The organism is Ekhidna sp. (assembly GCF_964218185.1).
GTDB lineage: Bacteria > Bacteroidota > Bacteroidia > Cytophagales > Cyclobacteriaceae > Ekhidna.
Window position 1 is genome coordinate 66,219 of sequence record NZ_CAXPLV010000005.1, and the last position, 24,542, is coordinate 90,760.

Here is a 24,542-nt window from a genome sequence, read left to right on the forward strand (position 1 = left end):
AATCACTACCATGATATGTGTCCTATCTGGATTTTATCCGTCGGACAAATCAAAATATTACGCCCATGAAACTTTTAAAAACTAGCATTCTAATTCTCTTCTGCTCTTCTGCATTTGGTCAATACGCTTTCGTTGACAAAAAGGCTGAGAAGCTTTACTACAAGCTGGATGATGCCTACCTGGACTATGATTATGAAACAATTCTGGATAATGAAGAAGCTGCTACAGCTGCGTTCCTATCCAATGAAGATACGGTCGCAGCTAATGTCTATAGCTACCTGGCTGAAGCGTATGATTATGAAATCGGTGACCTTCAAAAAGCGCTGGACTTCTACAGTTTGGAGTTAAAAATTCGTGAAAAAATAGATCCCGAAGGAGATAGAAAAGACCTACTCTACAATATGGCAACCCTGCAAACTGAGCTTGGCTATTATCGTGAAGCCGAAGAGTTCTTAATGCAAATCAGGGAAGCTGATGCAAAAGAATTTGGAAAAGGAAGTGCAGAATATTTTGACTCCTCAAGAGGTCTGGTGGAATTGTATCTCCAAACAGAGCAAGTCAAAAAAGGACTGGAAGTTGCCGAAGAGATCAAAAAAGAAGTAGCTAAAAACAGCATTGAAGAGGGTGTTTCGTATAAGTGGGTTGGGGATGCATATGCTATAGAAGGGTCGTTTAAGAAAGCTGAAAAGAATCTGCTAAATGGTCTGAAAACGTTTGAACAAAATGGACTTGAGGCAACTTTTGAGTATGTCTCAACATTAAACAGCCTGGCCATACTCTATCTTGACAAGGGGAAAGTACCTGAAGCGGAAGAAATTTTCATGCAGGCGCTGGATATCCTGAATAGGCTTCAAGGCGAAAATGAGGATATGATCATAAACCTGAAGGGTAACCTTGCACAGGTCTATTTTGAACTTGGTAATTATGAAGAGGCCATTAAGATACAGGAAGAGGTAGTCACTGAAAACAGAGAATTCTATGGTGAGGACTCCTTTATTTATGGGATCGACCTAATAACCCTTGGTCTTACATACCTGGAGAATAAGCAGTACAAAGAAGCAGAGGAGAAGCTGCTTGCCGCTCTCTCCATTATGAAAGAAGCGAGCTCCGAAGGAATTGACTATGGGCGTGTAGAAACAATGCTTTCCAGGCTGTACTATGAAAAAGGTGATGTGGATCAGGCCATTGATTATGGACAAAGATCGATCAAAACTTATTCCGGATCACTTGGTGCTGATCATCCTGAAACCGCTTTTGCAAACTTCAACCTGGCTAATGCTTATCTCGGGTATGAGGAAGTAAACAAAGCGCTTCCATTAGCACAAAAAGCATACGACATTCGTAGAAAATCATTGGGTGATAAGCATCCGTTTTTTGCCCGAAGTGCGAACCAACTGGCCATTATCAACTGGAAGCAAGGCAACTCTAAAGAAGCCCTTAGCTTCTACAAAGAGACGTTTGATAACTATTTCAATCAGATCAACACGTACTTTCCTGTACTTACTGAGGAAGAAAAAACCACATTTTATTACACCAACCTAAAGCCTGCTTTTGAGCAGTATGTTTCTTTCATTGAAGAAACCTCTAGTGACAACAAGGAACTCATCGGTGAAATATACAATTACCAGCTGGCGCTAAAAGGGTTGATCATGTATGCTACCTCCAAGGTTAGAGCCAGTATCCTTTCCAGTGGTGATGAGTTGTTGATTGAGAAATATGAAAACTGGATCAGCCAAAAAGAGCAGCTGGCCAAGCTTTATAGTGCCACTGACATTTCGTTGACGGAACGAAATAAAAAAATTGATTCTCTTACAGAAATCTCAAACAAGCTGGAGGAAGAGTTGAGTCAATCCTCTGATGTTTTTGGAAAAAACTTTGCCAACAGAAATCTGACCTGGCAGGATGTGAAAAAGACATTAAAGCCCGGCGAAGCAGCAATCGAAATTGTTCGCTATCGAGACTTTTCTACGGATTCAGCCGGGGTATTTACTGATGAAGTTCACTATGCTGCCCTGATCGTGAAAGCTGATACGGAAGATTATCCTGAAATGGTGATTATGCGAAACGGAGAGCAGATGGAAACCCGCTATCTGAACAATTATCGAAATGCTATCAAGTATAAAATAGCTGAAAACTACAGCTATCGACTTTTCTGGAGACCTATCGCTAACAGGTTGGGTGACGTTAAAAAAATATATTTAGCACCTGATGGTGTCTACAATCAAATTAGTATCTACACTCTTCAGAATCCACAAACGAAGGATTACCTGATAAATGAAATTGACCTTTCAATTGTGACCAACACCAAAGACCTAATTGCAAGTGAATCAGGCCCGAAAGGTGGAAATGGAAGTGTCTTCTTCGGATACCCGAACTATAATATGGGATCTAATGAAGGTATAAATCAAGACGAAGGCGGTGGCGGAAGAGGCATGAGAAGCGGTGGTGATGGCTCACTTGAAAGAGGCGCAACCATTCCTCGTGGAATTCGGGGCAACCTGGTAAGATACATGCGATCCTTTAATGGGCTGGCGATGTTACCCGGTACAAAAAAAGAAGTTGAACTCATAGACCAACTCTATGCGAAAAAAGAGCAGGATGCTGAGGTCTATCTTCTCGAAGAAGCGGTAGAGAACAAGCTGAAAGAAATTAAAAACCCCAGCACACTTCATATCGCTACACACGGATTCTTCCTTGAGCTCGATCCAGATGATATGTCAAATGATAAATATGTAGAGAATCCGCTTTTGAGATCAGGGCTTGTGCTTGCGGGAGCCAACAGCTTCATCCGAACGGGAGAACTGGATGAAAGACAGGGTGACGATGATGGTATTCTTACTGCTTTTGAGGCGATGAATCTGAATCTGGATGAAACGGATATTGTAGTGCTTTCTGCATGTGAGACCGGTCTTGGAGAAATCAAAAACGGTGAAGGAGTTTACGGACTTCAACGTGCTTTCCAGATTGCAGGAGCTGATGCCATCATCATGTCAATGTGGACGGTTGATGATGCCGCTACTCAGGAATTGATGACCAACTTCTACGAAGAGTGGCTAACGCATGGAAACAAAAGGCAGGCATTCAATACCGCCCAGAAACGGCTAAAAGACAAATACAGTAAGCCATACTACTGGGGTGCGTTTGTCATGGTAGGCGAGTAAGCCAAAAGGAATATATAAGTGGAAGGGAAGGCTAACGCTTTCCCTTTTTCTTTTCCCAGGCCTTCAGATCCATAATTAAAATTCCTCTACCAAAGCCAGCTGGATCTTCCGCATGTGCATATTGAAAGGCCATGTATCTACCATCATCGCTTACCACAGGATTGGAAGCCTTATATTCAGGGTTTTCATTGAAATAGGTCACTCGCTCCACATCGCCTGTTTCATCCAGCTTTAGCTTGTAAATGTCAAGTGTTAAAAACTCCTTCATCCCTTTATAGCTTGTGCGGTGGCGGTTACTCTCTATGAGCATACTCAGGCCATCCGGAAAGATTCCCTCAGCTTCATCATAGGTATCTTGGCTTTTCGAATAGTTGGTAAATTTCTTTTCTTCTATGTTGTAGCTCAACACCTCCGCATTAAACCCGAACTGACCTCCAAAGGCATAAAAGAATAGCTCTTTCTCATTCTTTGGATTGAAATTTTGAGTTTCCAGATCCCAACCTTTTGCAGGTGCCGGAAGCTCAGCGGACTGGAAAAGCGGCTTCCAGTTTTTCAATTTTGGCTTTCCGCTTTCATAATCTATTTCCCCTGCATAAATGGTAGAACCAAGCGCCCAGGCTATATTCATTTTCGTTCGGGATACAGCAGGGCCTTCTTTACAATGAACGCCAAGTGCTGTGGGTGCAGACTTTAAATCCTTTTTCAATACCCACAATTCAGTGTTTCTCGCGTCCCGACTTTTCCAAGGGTCATTGGAGTTGAAATTGCTTGCCCCGGAAAGTAGGATGTCTCCATTCGCCAGGTATAGCGCTCTAACATATCCCTCATGGAAATAGTGATGTGTCATCGAGCGGATTTTGCCTGTTTCTATTTCAAGCTCAAAAACATCTCCGAATGTTTTTTCCAGAAACAATACTCTTTTCCCATCATGTGACCAATCTGCTCGCTCACCGAATTCTGTCACCTGAGTGATATAATCAGGAAGATTATCGAGAGGTGAATCTCCTTCCTGGGCTATTGCAAGATGAGAAAGTGCAACAAAAATGAACGCGACGAGGTATAATTTCTTCATTGTAATTAGGGATGATTAAACACAAAGATAAAATGAAACCTCTCCTCAGCTTTTTGATCACAATAGTCCTGACTTCTTGCTCCACTTCTACAACAGAAAAATCCCCTAATCGTGATGATTTATACCGAGCATTGGATTCCTTCAATTTAGCTTTCAAAAAAGGAGACATAAGTCAGCTCGCTTCCATGATTACTGATAATTACGTTCATACAAATGGCTCCTGGAAGTCATTTAGTAAGGAAAAGTGGCTCGGTTACATGAAAGACCGCTCTAGAAAAATTAACAATGGATCACTACTAATCGAGACCTACGAGATGGATGAGCTATCCATTGAAATGCATGATGATGCTGCGATTGTCACTGCCAGAATTTCAACTGCCGGAATTGAGGACAATGAACGATTTAATAAACAATTCAGAGTATCCAACTTTTGGATATTTGATGAGGGTCGCTGGCTGAGAGCAGGCTTCCAAGATACACCGCTCCAATAATTCGTCTTTATTAGAATGCGGAGTTCACAATAAACTGATCACTCTGTTTTGAAAAGGTTTTTGGACTTATCCCAATGAAGTTTTTAAACTCCTTTGTCAGATGTGATTGATCAGCAAAATGCAATGAATACGAAATCCTTGTTAAGTCCATTTTTCCCGACAGCAGGTAGTTATGAATGGCATTTATCCGTGACAACCTCATATAATCACTCATTGTGATACCATAGATTTTTCTGAACTCACGTTGGAGCTGACGCTGACTTAATGGAACCGCATTCAAAATTTTTCCGTGATTCACCACTCCTATATTTTCACGTATTTTTCTCATTGCCATATGTGTATAATCATGCTTCTGATGGTTCCTTCCTAATTGTTTTTCAAGGAACGTATTTGCAATAGTCACACATTCATCAGAAACCGGTGATGATCTCAGAGAATCACAAAAGCTATCAATGGACCTTCCAAGCACATCGACTCCATTTTCATGGGCATTGATGAATTCGGAAGGATGGATACCGAAAATCTGCTTTACGCCATCAGGAAAAAACCGAATCCCAAATACTTTGACAGCAGATGAAAACTGAACATCGTAAGGTTGTTGATACGTACCAATAATCAAATAATTAGGTGACTTAATCCATTGGTTTTCTGAGTTAAGTAAAGAGCAATGATCATCTTCAAGGTGAATAATTAATTCAACACAACCGTTTGGAACTACACGTCGTGTAAATCCCCCTTCCCTATTAATGTTGAAATCCCCGGTCCAAAAGGACTGCACATACGGTGCAAGAGACGATTGAGGGCTAAACTCCTTAAAGATGATATTCATTGCTCTCCCCCTCTTCATACTATCCCATCTGGGAAGTGTCTACCACATTTGAATTAAGTGGAAGAAAATCCTGATCGAACGTAGCAACAATGTTGCTCGCCCCTCCAAAAACCCCAAGTACCTTTAGGGTTTCTTTACCAATGTTGTTCACATTATGAGGCACTTCTCTGGGCACTAGCACCACCTCTCCTTTTATTGCCAGCGTAGTTTCACCACCAACCTCTACTTCTGCTTCTCCGTTCAAAATTATCAGGAGCTCTTCTGCTGAATCAACATGTCTTCCAAGCATATCTCCAGCCTCAATCTCAAAATATACTGCTGCCAAATCTTTTGTCCCATGAGCTCCAAGTAAAGGAAAGGTTGCCTTGCAATGCTGCCTTTTTTCCTCTACACCTACAAACTCATTCAATTCCAACTCATTCAAGTTTACTGCTATCATATTTTATTAGTTAAAGTGAATATGATGCAAAATTGAATTTCTTTGTTCCTTAAAAATTGTATCAAAGCGACTATACGGTAGCTGCTTTTACCATCAGATCCTGCACCAGGATTACATCTTCATCAGTTGTTCGCCAGTTGACCAATGCAGCCCTGATGCCTGCCTTTCCTCTAAATGAAGTAGGAGTCATAAATACTTTTCCTGTATCGTTTAGTCTACTCAAAAAGTTGTTTATTTTGGCTAGGTCATCCACTCCTTTTAAAGTGAAGCATGCTGTATTTAATCTTATAGGAGCCAGCAATTCAAAATAGTTGGAAGCTTCAATAAATGCTCCGAGCGACTGTGCTTGCTTAATATTTCTACACACAATTTCTTCATAGCCTTTACGTCCATACGCCTTGAGTGAAAACCAGGCAGACAATGCTTTGAGTCTGCGTGAATTTTCTGGCAAAAAATTCAAATAGTTGAAGTTATCGAGTGGGTCTCCCAGATAGGGTGCATTGGAGTTTTGAAAAGTCTCTACCTGAAGCATTTTGTGCTTCTCTTTGATAAAGAAGAACGCATTTTCATAGGGCACATTTAACCATTTATGGCCATCCACTGTGATGCTGTCTGCCTGATCCCATCCGTTTAAAAGATGCGCATGATCCGGAGAAAGCACCGCAAAAGCTCCAAAGGCAGCATCTATATGCCACCAGAAATCATACTTTTCTTTTAAAGAAGCAATGGCTTTAAAGTCATCATAATCCACGGTATTGACCGTGCCTGCACTGGTGATCAAAATAAAAGGTGTTCCGTTGAGAGCAAGTATTTTCTCCTCCAGATCAGCTACATCAATGGCTTCTCTGGTTTCATCAATGGTTTTAATTTTTGTGATCTGTTGGCTCCCAATTCCCAACATGGAGAGGCTTTTGATGGAAGAAGAATGTGGTGTGGCTGACAGAACATGGAGTGGCACACTCATGCCCTGCTTGGCGATATCCAAACCCAGTTTTTTCCCCAGCCACTGTCTCCCTACACCCAGGCAAGTAAAATTTGACATGGTCGCACCAGTCACAAAGCCCCCCAGGTAATTCTTAGGAAGTCCGAAAAGATCCAGCAACAACTGAATTGTCTCAAACTCAATGATCGCAGAAATATCACCATGCCCATTATCGGTCTGGGTATTTTGATCATAAATTGTAGCCAACAGATCGCCCATCAAGGCTGCCGGTGTTGCTCCTCCGGTTACAAAGCCCCAGTATCTTGGACCCGTAGAGGCTACCATGATCTCCCGATATCGATCGATGAAATCGATTAGCGCAAGCTGACCTCCATAACCCAACTCTTCAAGTGAAGTTGTCTGCCTTTCTACCCTGGGAACAGAGGTCGGGATGGTGTCAATTTTAGATAAATAATCCACTCCCTCATTCAATGCCTCATGCAGCAATTGAGAGATTTGCTGCAGATCTTTTGCTAATACATTATTCATATTTCAATTGTCAGTTCTTTGGATATGTATGCTTCCCCACCGGCATATAGTGTGCTGATCTCCCCATCTGATTTCTCAAGTCTGATATGCAAATGGCTGGGCGAAGGCTCAGGCATGTACTCACCTTGCAAAATGTTGTATTCATTACGATCATTGAAAAAATACTTGTCCAGAAAGCAAGCCAGTGGTCCTGCAGCCATGCCTGTCGCTGATTCCTCCGGAATGCCATAGTACGGCCCAAACATTCGGGTGGTTGCATCAAACCCTTCCTTATTTGTAAAGGAAAAAACATAAAAGGCAATCAGGTCATAAGGAGCAGAAAATGCTGAAATAAGATCCAGATTTGGTTTCATATCTTTCAAAAGTGACTCTTCCACATGAACTATAAGGAAAGAGTTTCCAGTGTTTACCACTTCCGGATGTGTCAATAATTGACTGGCTTCAATATTCATTGCCTGTGCTATTTTTTCAACCTCTTCCTCACTTACCCGGTGAAAAGAAGGTGCCTTCTGCTGCATGTATGCCCGGGAGTCTTGAAAGAATATTTCCCGAGTCCCGTCCACTGTTTCTTTACTTGATCGGAGAGAATTAATCTGTTTTAACTGTCTTAAATAGGAAAATGTGGCTACCGTCGCGTGACCACAATGGGCAATCTGCTTGGTAGGCGTATAAAAGTCTAGCTTGAAATCGGCAATCTTAGACTCGGAGACAAAAGCTGTCTCGGAAACACCTATTTTACTGGCCAGTGCCAGTTTTTGATCGTGGGTAAGATTATCCGCGTTTAAAACCAGTCCTGCAGGATTCCCTCCCTTACTTTCATGGGCAAAGGAATTCAAGATGAGAGCTTTTAGTTTCATGTGCTTTTTTTCCTATAGACGACAGAAACTAAAAATGGACGCACATTTTTTTAATGAAGTATTGTATCCGTGACTTTACCATCGGAAGAGATTACGTTATCGCACTCCAGGATAGATTTTTTTAGTCTTTCACGGGTTCGCTGGATTCTAGACTTTACTCCAGAGTAAGACATTCCTAACATCTCAGCAAGCTCCCTTTGAGAGACATTTTGAAAATAGGTCAAAACAATTGCCCTGCGCTCGTCATCTGGTAGCTTATTTATTTTGCTATTGATGCATCCGCTCAATGAAGCATACAGAGGCTCGTCATTTTCATCTTCGGGTAATTCAAAATCAGCCAGCTTGTTATTAGTACTGGCTGATCTAAAATGATCTGCAATGCAATTTCTGGCGATCTGATAAATCCATGAGGTTAATTTGGATGGATCATGAAGTTGTCCCAGATTCAAATGAACTTTTATAAATACATCCTGAAGGATGTCCTGTGCTGTCTCTTTATCCTGAATTTTGCTGACGATAAACGTGCTCAGCTCCGAGCGCAGGTCCTGCCAAATGTATTCTACCGCATCCATGAATAAAAAACCCAGATTTTTAAGACTGAGTTCATTCTTTCAAATCGAGTCACCCTTTTCTCCCAAGCTTCATCCTTTGCCCACATTCAAAGGAGCGATCTGAGCGTTTTCGGGCATCACAAATAAACTGTCTGAAGGAGGTTCAACTGAGAGTTCGATGTTCTCGAATTTTACTTCATTTCTCATTTCACCCACCACATCATTCTCAAACTGATACCACTGGATGGCTGTTGGTAAGGTTAATCCATTGACCACTGTCCATTGATCATATTTGATGAGCTTGTAGGTATCATTCGGTTCACCGCTTCGATAAGTTACCGTGTACATCAACCACTCCATTTTGTTAGTGGCTGGATCTAACCACAAGATGTAGCTATCATCCGGAGCATCACCAATATTTTCACCATATGAGATTTTGATCCCATTGTAGGTTTTACCTTTCAGTTCCCGCGGCTCAACATCCTCATGAAAGGCTCCCGGATCACCTACTACAAATGGCATTGCATAAAAGTAGAAGTAGAGGTTGTGATAGAACCTGGCTCTGCTGGCATCTACCGTATCAGGAGTTACCCAAACTTCCTTGCCATCAAAACCGATGGTTTGTTCAGGCGTCTCCAGTCTGATTTTTCTATTTTGAAGATTGGTAATCGTATACTCGTCTCCCTTAGTGTAGGAAAGTGATTTCATTTTAGACCACAGCTCATAGCCTCCGTGTGCATCCAGTACTTTGGTTAAGGATTCCGAATGATGTTCAGGGGCTTGATAGGCAACCTCCTCTGTTTGATTTTCTTCTGCCTTTTTGCCGGGCTGACAAGCGGCTATAAGCATGACAATAGCTAGATAGGTGAGATTTTTCATAATTTTTTTTATTCAAAAGTAGAAGAGAAAAATGGCTACTATAGATCATCAAATACATTTTAGGATGAAAAGTAAGCCAGCATACATTCTGACTTATTATAAAAATGAAACATTAAAACTACAATTAGGGTATAAGTCTAATTATTAATACTACATTTAAGGTAAAAATGTAAATCATGGGAAAACATCAACTCGGAGAATTCGAAGAAGTGGTCATGCTTACAGTGGCTATCCTTACTGATGAAGCATATGGATTTGCCATCATCGAAGAGATGGAGAAGCGGCTGAACCGAAAGGTGAGTATCGGAGCTCTACAAACTGTTCTTCGAAGACTGGAAAAGAAAGGCTACCTGACTTCAGAGATGGGAGAAGCAACGGCCGTGCGTGGAGGTAAACGAAAACGTTTCTTCCACCTAACTTCTGCAGGTAAAAACATCCTTCAGGAAACCAAAGAGCAACGCCTTGGACTATGGAATGCTGTTCCAGAGTTTGTGGTGAAGTTCAGTCATTAAATGAACAAAAAAGAAAAAATATCACCACCAAAGTGGGCGCTCCGCTTCTTCCGCTGGTTTTGCAACCCGGACTATGTAGAAGATATAGAGGGGGATTTGCTTGAGCGGTTCGAAAAGAGGGCCAATGAGCAAAAATCAGCCAAGTGGTTATTTGTATTGGACGTATTAAAACTCTTTCGCCCAGGTATTATTAAACCCGTCTTTGACGGTCTACGATTAAACTATTATGGCATGTTCAAGCACAACCTATTAATCTCAATTAGAAGTTTTAAGCGGTATAAAACCACATTTCTGATCAATCTACTAGGTCTTTCCACTGCCTTTGCTTCTGTCTTTCTGATTCACCTGTGGGTGGATAACGAAAGGTCGGTAGATGCTTTCAACACCAATGACAAAGTGCTTTATCGTGCGATGACACACTTCCAGCTTCCGACTAAAAAAGTGACATGGGAATACACCTCAGGGAGGCTTGCTGAGTCCATGCTGGAAGAATACCCGGAAGTGATTAAGAGTACCAGAGTCAATAACAAATTCTTTATACCAAAAGGAATTGTCACAGCAAATGATCGTCATCAGGAAGTAGAAGGTCAATTCGCTGATCCCAACATTTTCTCTGTTCTCTCCTATCAAATGATCATTGGTGATCCGACCAAAGCAATTAGTGATAAGCAGTCTGTTGTTATTTCAGAATCACTAGCAAAGAAACTTTTTGAAAGTGCTCAAAATGCCATAGGCCAAACCATTCAATGGAATTGTTCACTATTTAATCAAGGCTTTGTGGTAACAGGTGTGTATGCTTCCCCTCCTAAAAACGCCACTCGTCAGTTTGATTTAATGATCAATTACGAGGTATTAATTGATGCGGATGAATGGGCGGATCACTGGAAGGGTGGATACGCAGAAACCTATTTAGTCCTCAGCGAAAACACCGATATCAATGCATTCAATAAGAAAATTGCTCATCACATTGATGAGAAAATTGAGAATGATAAGTTCACGTTATTTCTTCAAAAGTATTCTGATCGATACCTTTTTGGCCAGTTTGAGGATGGTAAACTAGTTGGTGGACGAATCTCCAATGTTCGATTATTCACCTACATCGCCTTATTTATCATATTGATAGCCGCAATCAACTTCATTAATTTATCAACCGCACAAGCTTCCACCAAATTGAAGGAGATTGGTGTGAAGAAAGCAATGGGCAGTAATAGGAAGCAGCTGGTTTTCCAGTTTTTAACTGAATCCATGCTAATGTCATTTTTATCTATAGTTGGTGCAATTATCCTGGTATATGCAATGCTTCCTTATTTCAATCAGCTTATTGATCAGACACTTTCATTCACATTGCTTGATAACATTCCAACTATAGCCCTGACAGTGGTTGGGCTGGGTTTATTGGCCGGATTGTATCCTGCGTTTTATCTATCCTCGTTTAGACCAATCTCTATCATGAGAGGGAAACTACCATCCATGTCTGGAGAAAAATGGATGAGGCAAGGATTGGTGATCGCACAATTCAGTCTATCTGTCATTTTTATCATCGGGATGCTGGTAGTAAATGGCCAGCTGAATTTTATAGAAAACAAACCATTAGGATATAACAGAACAAACTTGCTGACTTTCGAGGGGAAGGGATCAGACAGAGTAGACCCAAGTATTCTGATTGCTGAGATTGAAAAAATCCCGGGAGTTAAGAATGCAACCAGCATGGCCGGACCCTTTCTATGGGGAAATGATAATGGAAGCGGATTTCACTGGAACGGCGATCAAGCAAACCGCAATCATTTATTCAAATCACCAAAAATTGGTTTTAACACCATTGAAACTTTGGAATTGAAACTACTTGCAGGCAGGTCTTTTAACCGGTCTTTCAACGATGATAGAACCAAAATCATCATCAATGAATCTGCACTTCAAATGATGGGTTTGGAAGAGCCAATAGGTTTTAAACTAAAATATGGCGATGATGAATACCGAGAGATTATCGGCGTGGTAGAAGACTTTCAGTATGGATCACTTCACCAACCAATTGAGCCGTTGATTTTTCGATTTAGAGGGAGAGGAGAAAACTATATGGTGCGAATAGATGCCGGTGCGGAATTACGTGTGATTGAAGAAATCGAAAAACTATACAATGATGTATACCCCAATTTCTCATTTGAATCTCAGTTTTTAGATGATGAGTATGATCAGCTATATGTTTCAGAACAGCGCATCGGTAGCCTTTCGGGATATTTTGCGCTTTTTGCTATTATCATTTCTTCGCTTGGACTCCTGGGATTAGTAACTTTTACTACCGAACGGAGAATCAAAGAGATTGGGATTAGAAAAGTGCTGGGGTGCTCAGTGACAAAGATCGTCCTGCTCTTATCCTCTGACTTTACAAAATTGGTTTTGCTGGCTATCTTAATTGCAATACCGCTTAGTTACCTCGGAGTACAAGAATGGCTTCAAAATTTCGCTTATCACATCGATCTGGAATGGTGGTATTTCGCTGTGGGAGCTGCCCTTGCTCTAGTAATCGCATGGTTGATCATAAGCACTAAAACCGTTAAAGCGGCGACTATGAATCCAGTAGAATCATTGAAAGATGAATAAACAGCCTCCCAAATATCCCCTTCGCTTCTTCCGCTGGTTCTGCCATCCGGACTATGTGGAAGATATAGAGGGTGATCTGTTGGAGCGATTTGAAAAGAGGACTAATGAAAAAAAGACAGCACGGTGGCTGTTCGCACTTGATGTACTTAGGCTGTTTCGTCCAGGTATCATCAAAAATTTTGAAGGAACTAAAAAACTCAACAACTACGGCATGTTTAAATCAATGATCAAAATGGCATGGAGAAATGCCATCAGACAAAAACAATTTACCATTCTCAATCTTCTTGGATTGACGATAGGCATTAGCACATGCATTATGATTGGCCTATACATTCATGATGAAATGACCTTCGATGCATTTCATGAAAAAGGAGATCGTATCTATCGAGTCAACCAACCCTATATCTGGGGCGATTGGAATAAAATGATGGCCAGTACCGGGCCAAATGTGGCTACAGCTTTACGTGAAGATGCTCCTGCATTTGAAGCCATCACACGAATTCTATCTCTTGGATCATTAACTGCCACAGCAGCAGATGGAGGTAGTAGATCCAATGCATTTAAAGAAGATCGCATTTATGCAGCAGAAGAGAACTTCTTTGATGTCTTCTCATTTCAATTCAAGGCAGGAAGTCCTAAAACAGCGTTAGTAGACCCTCAGAATATTTTAGTCACTGAAAAAACCATGATGCGGTATTTCGGTGAGGAGGCAATGCCAGAAGAAACAATTGGAAAGAACATTGAGATCAAACAGTATGACAATTCTTGGAAAACCTTCTCCATCGTTGGAATTTTAGAAGACGTTCCAGCACGCTCTCATATTCAGTTTGATATGCTTGTTTCGCTTCAGAGTGAATCAGAAATGATGCAAGCGCATGGATGGAAATGGATTTGGACAGCTTTCAATACTTATGGACTGGTGAAAGAAGGCACCAATGTAGCTGTCCTGGAAAAGGACATTTCAGGCCATTCCGCCAAAATGGGCTCCTCCAACAACTGAACGTATCTTCAACCAGACGTTCGAAGAATTTACGGATGGAAACCCTTGGAAGCTTCAACTGCAGCCACTGAGCGAAGTATACATTGCCGGATCACCCAGTGGACATGCCTTTGGGCCAACTGGCAATCCGCTTTTTATCAAAATATTTGGAGCCATTGGATTGTTAGTTCTGGCACTCTCAGCGATCAATTTTATGAACCTATCCACAGCGCGCGCCACCAACCGATCAAAAGAAGTTGGTGTTAGGAAAGTACTGGGATCTGAGAGAAAAACCATCGTTAAACAGTTCATCTTAGAATCTGTTCTGTTTGTTTTGATTGGCACCATGCTGGCTTTGATTGTGGTAAACCTTACACTCAATCCTTTCAACCACCTGGCCGATAAAGAAATCAATTTGAGTACTTATTTGTCAAATCCAACATTCTACCTGACAATTGGTGCATTTATTCTGATATTGGGATTAATAGCAGGCAGCTATCCAGCATTGTACCTGTCGTCATTCAGGCCAATAGAATCGCTAAAAGGCAAAATCAAAACCGGTTTTAAGGGAAGAAGCATTCGAAATGGTCTTGTAGTCTTTCAATTCACCATTTCCATTGCTCTAATCATCACTACATTCTTTGTGCAGAAGCAACTTAGCTATGCCTCGAATGTGGACGTTGGATTTGCTAAAGACAACATACTTCAGCTGCACAATATAGAAGAACTAGGATTTGAAACGGAGGCACTGAAAAACAGGCTTGTATCCAATCCAAAGATTTCAGAAGTAGGCAAATCGTTTGGTGTGCCTCCATTTGTGCATTCGGGCGATCGTTATAAGGCTGCAGAACCAGAAGCGCCTGTTGTTCAATTAAACAATCTTCGGATTGATGAGGACTACCTTGATGTACTTGGGCCGGAGTTTCTCTCCGGAAGAAATTTTGATCCTAACCTTGAAGCTGATAAGCACACGGTGATTCTGAATGAAGAGGCTGTCAAAACCCTAGGTTGGGAAGTAGAAAATGCTGTTGGTAAATCAGTAGCCCTTGCATCGGGAGACGAGGAAGAACTTGAAGTCATTGGTGTAATAGAGAACTTCAACTTCAACAGTGTGAAGCAAGAAATAGCTCCATTGATCCTTATACATCACCATAATGATATCGTTTGGGATTATGGGGCAGGCCGATCTTTTTATTCGATGCGCTTAAATAGGGAAGCCATTTCAACTACTGATGATTTAAATAAGGTGCTCATTTCATTGGAGGAAGAGATGAAGCAGGTTGACCCAACTGTTCCGTTTGAGTACAGCTTTATGGACCAGGAGTTTGAAGCTACGTTCCGATCAGAACGAAAGATGGCTACCATATTAAATGTTTTTACAATCATGGCTATGATAATTGCTTGCCTTGGGTTGTTCGGACTTGCTGCCTTTTCCGCTGAACAGCGCACAAAAGAGTTGGGAATTAGAAAAGTACTCGGGGCAAGTATATCAGAACTGGCCATTACTTTCTCAAAAGAGTTCACAAGTCTGGTATTAATAGCGATTCTGTTGGCATGCCCTATCGCATGGTACTTCGTGAAAAAGTGGTTGGAAGATTTTGCTTACAGCACACCTATTGAATTTTGGGTATTCATGGTAGCTACCTTAGTAGCAATGCTAATAGCAATAGCCACCATTAGCTTTCAATCAATAAGATCCGCGAATAAAAATCCAGTGGAAACGCTGAAGGATGAGTAGCACTTAATTAAACTTTCCCAAAGCTATCCGGCTTCAACACACATCTATAGAAATAATTTTACTACAATTAGGAATTTATAACTAAAAATTCGTTTTTTCGTAAACTCTACAATTAGGAATTAATTCAAGCATGCTGCTTGACCCATTCATTGAGAAAAAGAACCTCATGAAATGATACGGTAGCAAATCGCTGATTTTAAGTTTATGATATGAAGAAATTTCAATTAGGCGAATTCGAAGAAATCGTCATGCTTACAGTCGCTATTCTGTACGATGATGCCTATGGCGTATCCATCAAAAAAGAAATAGAAAGCCGACTTAATCGTGGTGTGAGTGTTGGCGCATTACAGTCAGCCCTGAAGAGATTGGAGGATAAGGACTACCTGAAATCTCATGATGGAGATGCAACGCAAGAACGAGCCGGAAGACCCAAGCGCTACTATAAGATCACTGCCCTTGGTAAAGAAGCAATGGAGTACACCAAAGAGACAAGAAATTCGCTTTGGGATGCTATTCCTTCTATTTCTTTAGATGTAAAGTTTGCCAGACTCTTCCATGCATAACCCTCCCCAACTTTTTCTAAAGTTCTTCCGATGGTTTTGCCATCCAAGATTGGTCAAGCCAATCGAGGGGGATCTTATGGAGTTGTATGAGGAAAGAGTGCTGGAACTAGGAAAGAAAAAAGCGGACAGAAAATTTATAAAGGACGTTCTCCTGCTGTTTAGAAAGGACATTATAAAACCAGCAGAAGGATCAATAAAACTCAACTATTACGGTATGTTAAAAAATTATTTCAAAGTAGGGGTTCGGAATATCCTGAAGTACAAAACGTTTTCGTTTATCAACATTTTCGGGCTGGCGGTAGCCATGTCCGTAAGTATGCTCATTATTCTGATGATAGCTAATCAGGACAAAGCGGATCAGTTTCATCCGAATAAAGAAAGAATTTATAGGATACTTACAGCAAAGGAAGGTGATGGGATGCTGAGAGCAACCAGTCCATTGCCAATGGCTGAGGAGCTGTTGAATTATTCGGGTATTGAGAAAAGCACTCATTTGGTCAGGGGGATTGGTGGAGACATAGAAGCCAGAGACCTCAATAAAAGCACCGAAGCAAGGGGCTTTTTCGCGGATGAAAATTTCTTTGAAGTCTTCGGGTTTGAATTGGAAGAAGGGGCTAAATCTAGTGCCCTAAAAGACCCCAGGAGCATCGTAATAAGCAAGGCAGTTGCTGATAGGTTATTTAAGGATGTGGATCCAATCGGTCAGAACATACAATTTACAGAGCGGGGACTAGATGCCATTAAGCTTGACTTTGGTGTTGCTCGAGGAAGTGAATCTGTTGACTGGGGACAGTATATAGTCACAGGTGTTGTCGATTTGTCTAAGTATCCAACTCACATCAAGTTTGATGCGCTCATCTCCAGCGCTACCATTGACCAATTGGAATTTCTGACCGATCATCAGAAAAGCTGGGGACACAACTCAAGATCATACACTTATGTATTGCTTTCGCAAGGGGTGTCTGGCAGTGAGTTACAAGCATCACTCAACCAGATTACGGTGGAGAAAGAAGAAATTCTCAATGAGCAATCATTCCAGATTCAGGCAATGGAAGAAATCAACGTAGGTAGGTTTCTGGCTAATCCTATTGCGCTGCGATTACCCATTGAGGGGTATTACATTCTGGCAATTCTGGCATTCGCAATCATGTTCTCTGCATGCCTTAATTACACCAACTTGTCAATAGCAAGAGCACTGACCCGTGCAAAAGAGATAGGTGTTCGAAAGGTAAATGGGGCCACAAAAAAGGATGTCTTTTTTCAGTTCATGATTGAGTCAATCTTGATTTCACTTATTTCATTGTTGGTTGCCAATGCAGTACTTGCATTGATAAAACCTCTCTTTTTAAACCTTTGGGCAATTCAGCATCTGGGTCCCGAGCTAGATCTCACATTTTCCATTTTAATCCAGTTCTTTGTTTTTGCACTCTGTGTTGGTGTTTTTGCAGGATTGTACCCGGCCACCAGACTTTCAAAATTCACGCCTGTGAAAGTGCTTAAAGGAAACCTATCATCAGGTTCAAGAAAGCTGGGACTGAAAGCCGCACTGAACATTACCCAGTTTGTCTTTTCACTTTTCTTCATCATTACAGCTATCGTCATCATACGTCAGTTTAATCACTACCTCTCTACTGACTATGGTATGCAGACGAATAGTATTCTAAATATTCCTCTGCAGGGAAATGACCATAAGATCATGATGGCAGAGCTAAGCACTGTTCCCGGTGTAGAGCAGATTTCTGCCTGCCTCACAATTCCGGCTTTACCTATAAGTCATGGTGCTTCTTACTCGACAACTGGTGCTGATGATGAAAATTGGTATCCCTCTGAATTTATGAGTGTCAGCCCTTCATTTGCTGAGAATTTAGAACTTACCATTATTGCTGGAAAGAATCTGGACAATGAATCTGAGGGGCGCAGAGAGCTGGTTATCAATGAATTTGCAACGAAGCTGATGGGACATGATAATCCCAATGATGCTATTAATCAAACACTTTTTATTGACAAGGAGGCGGAACCTTGGAAAGTAATAGGCGTGATCAAAGACTTTAACTTCCAAAGCGCGATCATGGGTGAGGGAGAGCAGTCTCTTTTGATGAGAAATGACCCTTCAGTGTTCAGCTATCTCAATATCAAGATTGCCGGCAATGATCCACTGAAAGTCACAAAGTTGCTTAGTGAAAAATGGGAGAGTGTAGATCCTGTTCATCAAATGCAAGGCACATTCTACGATGAATCCATTGCAAGATCCAATCAATGGATGGGTGATCTGGGGGCTATCATTGGCTATTTTGCATTCTTAGCCATCCTAATCTCCTGTCTGGGACTATTAGGAATGGCCGTTTATACCACCGAGCGAAGAGTGAAAGAGGTTGGCATCCGCAAGGTGCTGGGGGCAGGTAGCACTCAGCTAGCTTTGATGTTGGGTAGATCGTTTCTCATTCTGCTTGGCGTTGCAATCGTCATTGCAGCTCCGCTGAGCTATTTCGTAAATAAACTTTGGATAGAAAACATCCCCAATCAGGCTCCTTTTGGTGTTGGAGTGGTACTACTAGGTTCACTCATTATGCTGGTCTTAGGTATTCTCACCATCGGATCTCAGGTATTCAAGGTTACAAAATCGAATCCGGTAGAGTCACTTAAGTACGAATAACAAAATCCAAACTCACTTTGCAACTCACTTAGATACCTTGAGTTGGGGAGGAGAACTTCAAATTTTATTCAAAAATGACGCAAATAGTCTCCTCTTGGGAGGAGTGAGAGGTGGGTTAGTATAAAAACCGGTCATTTTTGAATAAAAAATGATAAATAAGAAAAAAAATTTAAACCCACCCCTTCCCCTCCAAGGAGGGGATTTTAGGCATTTTTATTTCTTTTACAACTTAAATAGAAATGCTCCGTATATTTGTTTTACAAATTCAATAAAAATGGGTAGAACAAATTTTCTGGGTGAGTTTGAAGAGCTCATCCTTACCATGGTTTTGATCCTCGCAGAAGAAGCGTACGGCAACACGGTTGTTAAGGCCATCAAAGAGCATCAGGGCCGTGAAGTCAACCTTAGCTCTGTACACATCACTCTGTACAGGCTTGAAGAAAAAGGCTTTTTGGAATCCTATATGGGTGGAGCGACGAAAGAGCGAGGTGGCAGGAAAAAACGCTACTTCAAGATTACGAATGCAGGCAAAGTGCTTCTTCAGGAGATGAAGGATGCAAGGACCAACCTGTGGAAGCTTACTCCACAACTCAACTTTTCTGCATGAGTACTCCCCGTCCACCGAAGCTATTCTCCAGATTCTTCAAATGGTATTGTGACCCCAGCTTACAGGAAGCTATTCTGGGCGATATGGAAGAACAATTTGATGAAGATCTGGAAACTCGTGGTGCATTCAGCGCGCGAAAAAGATTTGCATGGACGGTGATTCGATTTTTCAGAAAGGACATTATCAATCCCAAATTTTCGGGACGAAAACTCAACTATTACGGTATGTTAAAAAACTATTTCAAAACCTCAATCAGGTTCATCAAGCGTGAGAAAGTCTACGCATTGATGAACATATCAGGACTAGCCATGGGAATCGCCTGTGGTCTACTTATTTACAAAATACTGAGCCACGAGCTTAGCTACGACAAGCACCACACCAACTATGATCAGCTTTATCGGGTAATCAATGAACAGGAAACCACGAACGGTAAAGTGCTTTTCAGAGGCCAGACGCATCCTTTAGCGGAGGCGATTCGCAACGAATTCCCTCAGCTCAATGCAACAATGATGTTTTATGAAAACGAGGGGTTAATTGGAATTGATGATGGCAAGGGAAATATCACAAGATATCAGGAAGAGGACGGAGTGGTATTCGTCGAGCCTCAGTTCCTGGATCTTTTTACATTGAATTTTTTGGCCGGAGATGCAAAATCCGCACTAAACCAACCAGGAAAAGTGATCCTCACTCAGTCTCTTGCTCAAAAATATTTCGGGCTGTCTGATGACAACCTTCATCAGGCCATTGGTCGGTCGGTCATCCTTGAAAATGAGCGAAACACCATCGTCTCTGCGGTGATTGAAGATATGCCAAAGGCATCTGATTTTCCTTTTGAAATCATCTTCCATTACAAGGATCAGGATGTCACCAACAAGTGGTTTTATGATGGTAAAAGCTGGGAAGAGTACAATAGCGCGACCAACTGTTATGTGCTGCTCAAAGAAGGAACATCTCCATTGGTAATCGAGAGTCAGTTGGCTGCTATCGTAGACAAGTATCTGCCTGAGCATACGGCCGAAAACAGAACCTATAGATTACAGCCACTATCTGACCTGCACTACAGCGATACCATCCGAAAAACCTATGCGGGCATCACTGCGACCAAAGAAGAGCTAACAGTCTTCGGACTGGTGGGACTCTTTCTTATCCTCACCGCTTGCATCAACTTCATAAACCTGGCTACTGCCCAGGCAGTGAAGCGATCAAAAGAGGTAGGAGTTCGCAAAACAATGGGCAGCAGTAAGCGACAACTGGTGGTTCAGTTTCTCTGCGAAACATTTATCATCACCATTCTGGCAACCATTATGGGGCTAGCGATTGCCTCCCTCATGGCTAAGCCCGTGCAGGACATTTATCCCTATCCCATTGATCTGAATTTCACTTCTGATCTCAGCATTCTATACTTTTTGCTACCGGCCATGTTAGGCGTTACGCTCCTTTCCGGACTATACCCCTCCACCATTCTGGCTAAAATGAATCCCGTGCTCGCCATCAAAAACAGTCTCAACATTAAGCAGACATCAGGCTTCCTGTCACTGAGAAGAGGACTCGTGATTTTGCAGTTTGCCATCTCTCAGATTCTAATTATCGGTATACTTATCCTCAATGCCCAAATGAATTTCTTTCAGGAAAAAGATTTGGGTTTCAACGAGGAGTCTATTGTTACCGTGGAGCTGCCCGAAGATGATTCTACCAAGCTGCAGATTCTCAAAACCAATTTGATCAATCATTCCGGAATCAAAAATGTAAGCTTGAATACGGCAGGACCTATCGCCTCCTTCAACTCCACTAATCCCATTTTTCATCCCAATATCGAAGGACAGGACTACAGCGGAAACCTGAAAAATGTTGATGCAGATTATTTCGATGTGTATGAAATTGAATTTATAGCTGGTGGACCGTTTAAGAAAACCGATCCGTCCAGTCACGTGGTGGTCAATAAAAAACTGGTTAATACCCTTGGCTTTAGTGACCCGAATGAGGCTATTGGTGAGCAGGTGCAATATGGAAGGGGCTCGCTAAAGCTGACGATTGTTGGAGTTGTGGATGACTTTCATTCGGCTTCTTTACATTCCGAAATCAACAACGTATTCCTAGCCAACTATTCATGGAACATCTTCCAGGCCAGCATCAAGCTGAGCGATCAGCATGGAAGCTTCGAAGCACTAAAAGGCACGCTGGAGCATATTGAGCTAAGCTGGAAAGAGGTCTTCCCCAACTATGTATTTGACTTTGAGTTTTACGATGACCAAATAGCGGGGATGTATGAGTTGGAGCAAAGTGTGAGTAAGCTTTTCCGACTATTCGTGATCATTGCAATAATCATTGGAGCATTGGGACTTTACGGCCTGGTCTCCTTCATGGCAAACCAGAAAACCAAAGAAATCGGTATAAGAAAGGTGATGGGTGCTTCAGAGCTATCTATCTGGAACATCTTCTCCAAAGAGCTGATCATGCTTATGATCATTGCCTTTGCAATAGCTGCTCCATTGTCCTTCTTCATGATGGACGCATTTTTGGCAAACTATGCTTATAGAATTACGATGGGACCAACCTTTTTTATTCTGGCAATCGCGGCTAGTATTGTTATTGCGTTTCTTACTGTAGGATACAAATCCTGGAAGGTGGCCAAGGCGAATCCGGTAGACTCTTTAAAGGACGAATAAAATCAAAGAGGCGTAGCGATGAGTTTCCTTTTGACTTCCTGCGCCTCTTTTTGCTTTCTTAAACTTTCATCCGGGTTGGATTTTGATAATTCGTACGCCTCTTTCATCAAACGATCATATTTCTTTTGGAGAGAATTCACTTGAGATGACCGAAAAAACTTTATCATAAATAATTGATTTAAGAAATTCGATCGCGAATATATTCGGTAGTTTGACCCGTAATAAACTAACTCTTCGAAGTACCCATTTTTCTCGATGAATTTTTGTTCATAATCTACTGATCCGGGTTCTGAAGAGTGTGATAATCGGAAGGTTTCACTCCTCTTAAGACAAACAGTATAATCACTAATGGCACACCTATCATAGGTACAAGAAAATTGATCAATGAAGCCCAGTCACTTAATGGATTGCCTCCCTCGATAAAAAGAAACCCCTTGCCCAAGGGGCCTTTAGAAAAAATGGTGTTATAAACAAAGTTCCATCCCAAATGGAATCCTAAGCCCAGCATGATGGATTTGGTCTTGTGAAAGCTTAAGGCCCATGCAAAGCCCATTAAACCCGTTCCAATGAATATGAGAACCATTGGAACCGGATTTCCGAAAACGCCGTATGAAAACCAGTGATAAACGCCAAAGGCCGCCGCAGAGAGATGAATAGCTGCTTTGTGTCCAATGCGTCTGATGAGAATAAAAAGTATTGCCCCGCGAAAGAGCAACTCCTCTGTCAGAACAGATTTAAAATCCCACCACAGCCCATTAAGTACCTTGCTAAATCCGGCACCTTCCACCAAAACTAAATCGGCAGACTTTATCCATATTTCAAGCATTTGAGCTACTACACACAGTAGGCCTGCAAGCAAAAAACCAATAGTGAATTGTTTAACTCGTAGATAAAAAGGTGTGACCCCCAACACATTCAAATGCTTCTTTTCAATGAAGTACAGCAGAACCCAGGAAATTGCCAGAATAACAAGTATGCCAATCATAGTTGACCTTCTTTTACCAGCTGATCTGCTTTAGCCAAAAGCACAATTTCAACAATAAGAACCGCTGGTAGAAGCACCACGTATACAAAGGAAAATATCAACGTCATATAGGATATCCCGTAGACAATCTCTAGCCTGCCAGCCACTTTCGCAATTCTCCCCATTCCATCCTGAAGCCCGAGTATTCCTAAGCCCAAAATGAAAGATATGGCACCAAAAGGAACAATCGAAAAGACATTGATGGTATCTATCATCTCAACATAATCTGATACCGAAAATATGATTATTATTTCAGCACTGTAAATGGCAGTAATAGCTGCAATGGCAATGTAAGATGCGATCTTTAGAAGTTGATTCTCAAATAAAATACTGAGTGAAAGAAACCCTCGGGTAAACAAGAAAAACGAAACGATCGATATGAGTTTTACCATGATGACCACCGTCAGTAAAGAGACAGAAGTCTCATGATTTTCAGTGTGAACATTCACTCCGATTTCAATGATTCCGATCAACAGATAGATAATCCCACCAATCCAGGCAGGTGTTAATGCGTTTTTTTGGTCTTGTTCGGATGAGTTGATAAGTAGCATGCTACGCAATGATTTAATTGAAAAATGATTTTCAACAATACCATTTGATGACCCGAACCAAACATCAGGATTCTCTCCTAATGCTTCCAACAAAATTTTTACCGTAGATGCTCTGGGTGTTACTGCACCTGATTCGATACGCTGAATGGTCCGGACGCTTATATGACACTTTTCCCTTAGTTCATGCTGTGTCATGCCTTTTTCTATTCTAAGCGCCAGAAGTCTGCTTCCAAGTATTGGTTGTACTATCATCAATATGTCATTGTTTGACACAATGCTACCTGTATCACAAATGTGGTTCAAATAAATGAGGTGACGTTAATGTGACATTTCAAAAAATGTTTGTAAAAACTGTTTAAAGAGCATCTTTGCCACAGCCATATGCAAATTAAAAATCTAACGTATGATCCGTTCAGCCACAGCCGATGATGCAGCAGCAATAGTAGCTATCTATAATCACTATATTCTCAACTCTCACGCCACCTTCGAACTAGAGGAAATTGATGCGAATGAAATGATAAGCAGGATCAAAAAAGTGCAGGAAGAGTTTAAACTTCCCTGGTTGGTATTGGAGGAGGATGGCCAAATAGTGGGCTATGCCTACGCCACCCAATGGAAGGCTAGAAAGGCGTACTCCAGAACCACCGAAAGCTCCATCTACCTTCACAAAGATCAAGGTGGTAAAGGATACGGTCTTCCGCTTTATTCCGAATTGATGGCTCAGCTTAAAACACTTGGCTACCATGCAATCATCGGCGGGATGTCCCTGCCAAATGACGCCAGTCTGGCACTCCACGAAAAACTTGGGTTTAAAAAAATTGGTGTCTTTAAAGAAGTCGGCTACAAATTTGATCGATGGATAGATGTAGGGTATTGGGAGCTACAGCTCTAGCTCCCAATG

At 41.6% G+C, this 24,542-nt stretch carries 21 protein-coding genes; 11 read left to right on the forward strand and 10 right to left on the reverse strand.

Annotated elements, in window-relative coordinates:
• Positions 1 to 65: 65 nt before the first annotated feature.
• Positions 66 to 3,161, forward strand: coding sequence for a CHAT domain-containing protein (locus ACEQZT_RS05665; protein ID WP_370088105.1), 3,096 nt, complete (start codon positions 66 to 68; stop codon positions 3,159 to 3,161).
• A gap of 31 nt (positions 3,162 to 3,192) precedes the next feature.
• On the opposite strand, the gene ACEQZT_RS05670 is transcribed toward ACEQZT_RS05665, so the two are convergent.
• A complete protein-coding gene (locus ACEQZT_RS05670; protein ID WP_370088107.1) occupies positions 3,193 to 4,233 on the reverse strand; it encodes a hypothetical protein in 1,041 nt (346 codons plus the stop codon).
• Between the two features lie 32 nt (positions 4,234 to 4,265).
• Here ACEQZT_RS05670 and ACEQZT_RS05675 point away from each other — a divergent pair, with 32 nt between their 5' ends.
• A complete protein-coding gene (locus ACEQZT_RS05675) occupies positions 4,266 to 4,724 on the forward strand; it encodes a nuclear transport factor 2 family protein (protein ID WP_370088109.1) in 459 nt (152 codons plus the stop codon).
• Between the two features lie 10 nt (positions 4,725 to 4,734).
• Here the strand turns inward: ACEQZT_RS05675 and ACEQZT_RS05680 are convergent, their stop codons facing one another.
• The 6 genes from ACEQZT_RS05680 to ACEQZT_RS05705 all read right to left on the reverse strand — a co-directional run bounded on the left by ACEQZT_RS05680 (position 4,735) and on the right by ACEQZT_RS05705 (position 9,750).
• A complete protein-coding gene (locus tag ACEQZT_RS05680; protein ID WP_370088111.1) occupies positions 4,735 to 5,571 on the reverse strand; it encodes a DUF6597 domain-containing transcriptional factor in 837 nt (278 codons plus the stop codon).
• Between the two features lies 1 nt (position 5,572).
• Complete coding sequence (locus ACEQZT_RS05685) at positions 5,573 to 5,992, reverse strand: cupin domain-containing protein (RefSeq protein ID WP_370088113.1); 420 nt, start codon at positions 5,990 to 5,992, stop codon at positions 5,573 to 5,575.
• Positions 5,993 to 6,062: 70 nt separating this feature from the next.
• Complete coding sequence (locus ACEQZT_RS05690) at positions 6,063 to 7,463, reverse strand: aspartate aminotransferase family protein (RefSeq protein WP_370088114.1); 1,401 nt, start codon at positions 7,461 to 7,463, stop codon at positions 6,063 to 6,065.
• Positions 7,460 to 8,320 (reverse strand): PhzF family phenazine biosynthesis protein, encoded by an 861-nt coding sequence (locus tag ACEQZT_RS05695; RefSeq protein WP_370088116.1) that lies wholly within the window; start codon positions 8,318 to 8,320, stop codon positions 7,460 to 7,462. Before ACEQZT_RS05695 ends, ACEQZT_RS05690 begins: the two co-directional genes overlap by 4 nt.
• Before the next feature lie 50 nt (positions 8,321 to 8,370).
• On the reverse strand, positions 8,371 to 8,892 hold the full coding sequence (locus tag ACEQZT_RS05700; protein WP_370088118.1) for a sigma-70 family RNA polymerase sigma factor: 522 nt from the start codon (positions 8,890 to 8,892) through the stop codon (positions 8,371 to 8,373).
• Positions 8,893 to 8,961: 69 nt separating this feature from the next.
• A complete protein-coding gene (locus tag ACEQZT_RS05705) occupies positions 8,962 to 9,750 on the reverse strand; it encodes a DUF6503 family protein (protein ID WP_370088120.1) in 789 nt (262 codons plus the stop codon).
• Between the two features lie 176 nt (positions 9,751 to 9,926).
• Here ACEQZT_RS05705 and ACEQZT_RS05710 point away from each other — a divergent pair, with 176 nt between their 5' ends.
• From ACEQZT_RS05710 to ACEQZT_RS05745, 8 genes are all read left to right on the forward strand, one after another.
• A complete protein-coding gene (locus ACEQZT_RS05710; RefSeq protein WP_370088121.1) occupies positions 9,927 to 10,262 on the forward strand; it encodes a PadR family transcriptional regulator in 336 nt (111 codons plus the stop codon).
• A complete protein-coding gene (locus ACEQZT_RS05715) occupies positions 10,263 to 12,860 on the forward strand; it encodes an ABC transporter permease (RefSeq protein WP_370088123.1) in 2,598 nt (865 codons plus the stop codon).
• Entirely contained in the window at positions 12,853 to 13,860 is a 1,008-nt protein-coding gene (locus tag ACEQZT_RS05720; RefSeq protein WP_370088125.1) for an ABC transporter permease, read from the forward strand. Before ACEQZT_RS05715 ends, ACEQZT_RS05720 begins: the two co-directional genes overlap by 8 nt.
• 160 nt (positions 13,861 to 14,020) lie before the next feature.
• Complete coding sequence (locus ACEQZT_RS05725; protein WP_370088127.1) at positions 14,021 to 15,577, forward strand: FtsX-like permease family protein; 1,557 nt, start codon at positions 14,021 to 14,023, stop codon at positions 15,575 to 15,577.
• A 209-nt stretch (positions 15,578 to 15,786) separates the two neighbouring features.
• Positions 15,787 to 16,140, forward strand: coding sequence for a PadR family transcriptional regulator (locus ACEQZT_RS05730; protein WP_370088129.1), 354 nt, complete (start codon positions 15,787 to 15,789; stop codon positions 16,138 to 16,140).
• Entirely contained in the window at positions 16,133 to 18,793 is a 2,661-nt protein-coding gene (locus ACEQZT_RS05735) for an ABC transporter permease (RefSeq protein WP_370088131.1), read from the forward strand. The genes ACEQZT_RS05730 and ACEQZT_RS05735 overlap by 8 nt, the downstream gene beginning before the upstream one ends.
• A 274-nt stretch (positions 18,794 to 19,067) precedes the next feature.
• A complete protein-coding gene (locus ACEQZT_RS05740; protein WP_370088133.1) occupies positions 19,068 to 19,400 on the forward strand; it encodes a PadR family transcriptional regulator in 333 nt (110 codons plus the stop codon).
• Positions 19,397 to 22,066, forward strand: a complete 2,670-nt coding sequence (locus ACEQZT_RS05745; protein ID WP_370088135.1) for an FtsX-like permease family protein — start codon at positions 19,397 to 19,399, stop codon at positions 22,064 to 22,066. Before ACEQZT_RS05740 ends, ACEQZT_RS05745 begins: the two co-directional genes overlap by 4 nt.
• 2 nt (positions 22,067 to 22,068) lie before the next feature.
• On the opposite strand, the gene ACEQZT_RS05750 is transcribed toward ACEQZT_RS05745, so the two are convergent.
• From ACEQZT_RS05750 to ACEQZT_RS05760, 3 genes are all read right to left on the reverse strand, one after another.
• The gene (locus ACEQZT_RS05750) at positions 22,069 to 22,233 is read right to left on the reverse strand and encodes a Lacal_2735 family protein (RefSeq protein ID WP_370088137.1); all 165 of its coding nucleotides are present in this window, start codon (positions 22,231 to 22,233) and stop codon (positions 22,069 to 22,071) included.
• Between the two features lie 107 nt (positions 22,234 to 22,340).
• Complete coding sequence (locus ACEQZT_RS05755) at positions 22,341 to 23,051, reverse strand: CPBP family intramembrane glutamic endopeptidase (RefSeq protein WP_370088139.1); 711 nt, start codon at positions 23,049 to 23,051, stop codon at positions 22,341 to 22,343.
• Positions 23,048 to 23,893 (reverse strand): helix-turn-helix domain-containing protein, encoded by an 846-nt coding sequence (locus ACEQZT_RS05760; protein ID WP_370088141.1) that lies wholly within the window; start codon positions 23,891 to 23,893, stop codon positions 23,048 to 23,050. Before ACEQZT_RS05760 ends, ACEQZT_RS05755 begins: the two co-directional genes overlap by 4 nt.
• Before the next feature lie 151 nt (positions 23,894 to 24,044).
• Here ACEQZT_RS05760 and ACEQZT_RS05765 point away from each other — a divergent pair, with 151 nt between their 5' ends.
• Entirely contained in the window at positions 24,045 to 24,533 is a 489-nt protein-coding gene (locus tag ACEQZT_RS05765) for an arsinothricin resistance N-acetyltransferase ArsN1 family B (protein WP_370088143.1), read from the forward strand.
• Positions 24,534 to 24,542: the final 9 nt, after the last annotated feature.

Bases quoted from the DNA above. Each gene is read 5' to 3' on its own strand.
- ACEQZT_RS05675 (WP_370088109.1), top strand. From the start codon at position 4,266: ATGAAACCTCTCCTCAGCTTTTTGATCACAATAGTCCTGACTTCTTGC.
- ACEQZT_RS05720 (WP_370088125.1), top strand. From the start codon at position 12,853: ATGAATAAACAGCCTCCCAAATATCCCCTTCGCTTCTTCCGCTGGTTC.
- ACEQZT_RS05670 (WP_370088107.1), bottom strand. From the start codon at position 4,233: ATGAAGAAATTATACCTCGTCGCGTTCATTTTTGTTGCACTTTCTCAT.
- ACEQZT_RS05680 (WP_370088111.1), bottom strand. From the start codon at position 5,571: ATGAAGAGGGGGAGAGCAATGAATATCATCTTTAAGGAGTTTAGCCCT.
- ACEQZT_RS05730 (WP_370088129.1), top strand. From the start codon at position 15,787: ATGAAGAAATTTCAATTAGGCGAATTCGAAGAAATCGTCATGCTTACA.
- ACEQZT_RS05695 (WP_370088116.1), bottom strand. From the start codon at position 8,320: ATGAAACTAAAAGCTCTCATCTTGAATTCCTTTGCCCATGAAAGTAAG.
- ACEQZT_RS05765 (WP_370088143.1), top strand. From the start codon at position 24,045: ATGATCCGTTCAGCCACAGCCGATGATGCAGCAGCAATAGTAGCTATC.
- ACEQZT_RS05735 (WP_370088131.1), top strand. From the start codon at position 16,133: ATGCATAACCCTCCCCAACTTTTTCTAAAGTTCTTCCGATGGTTTTGC.
- ACEQZT_RS05760 (WP_370088141.1), bottom strand. From the start codon at position 23,893: ATGATAGTACAACCAATACTTGGAAGCAGACTTCTGGCGCTTAGAATA.
- ACEQZT_RS05705 (WP_370088120.1), bottom strand. From the start codon at position 9,750: ATGAAAAATCTCACCTATCTAGCTATTGTCATGCTTATAGCCGCTTGT.
- ACEQZT_RS05665 (WP_370088105.1), top strand. From the start codon at position 66: ATGAAACTTTTAAAAACTAGCATTCTAATTCTCTTCTGCTCTTCTGCA.
- ACEQZT_RS05700 (WP_370088118.1), bottom strand. From the start codon at position 8,892: ATGGATGCGGTAGAATACATTTGGCAGGACCTGCGCTCGGAGCTGAGC.
- ACEQZT_RS05740 (WP_370088133.1), top strand. From the start codon at position 19,068: ATGGGTAGAACAAATTTTCTGGGTGAGTTTGAAGAGCTCATCCTTACC.
- ACEQZT_RS05715 (WP_370088123.1), top strand. From the start codon at position 10,263: ATGAACAAAAAAGAAAAAATATCACCACCAAAGTGGGCGCTCCGCTTC.
- ACEQZT_RS05690 (WP_370088114.1), bottom strand. From the start codon at position 7,463: ATGAATAATGTATTAGCAAAAGATCTGCAGCAAATCTCTCAATTGCTG.
- ACEQZT_RS05685 (WP_370088113.1), bottom strand. From the start codon at position 5,992: ATGATAGCAGTAAACTTGAATGAGTTGGAATTGAATGAGTTTGTAGGT.
- ACEQZT_RS05745 (WP_370088135.1), top strand. From the start codon at position 19,397: ATGAGTACTCCCCGTCCACCGAAGCTATTCTCCAGATTCTTCAAATGG.
- ACEQZT_RS05710 (WP_370088121.1), top strand. From the start codon at position 9,927: ATGGGAAAACATCAACTCGGAGAATTCGAAGAAGTGGTCATGCTTACA.
- ACEQZT_RS05755 (WP_370088139.1), bottom strand. From the start codon at position 23,051: ATGATTGGCATACTTGTTATTCTGGCAATTTCCTGGGTTCTGCTGTAC.
- ACEQZT_RS05750 (WP_370088137.1), bottom strand. From the start codon at position 22,233: ATGATAAAGTTTTTTCGGTCATCTCAAGTGAATTCTCTCCAAAAGAAA.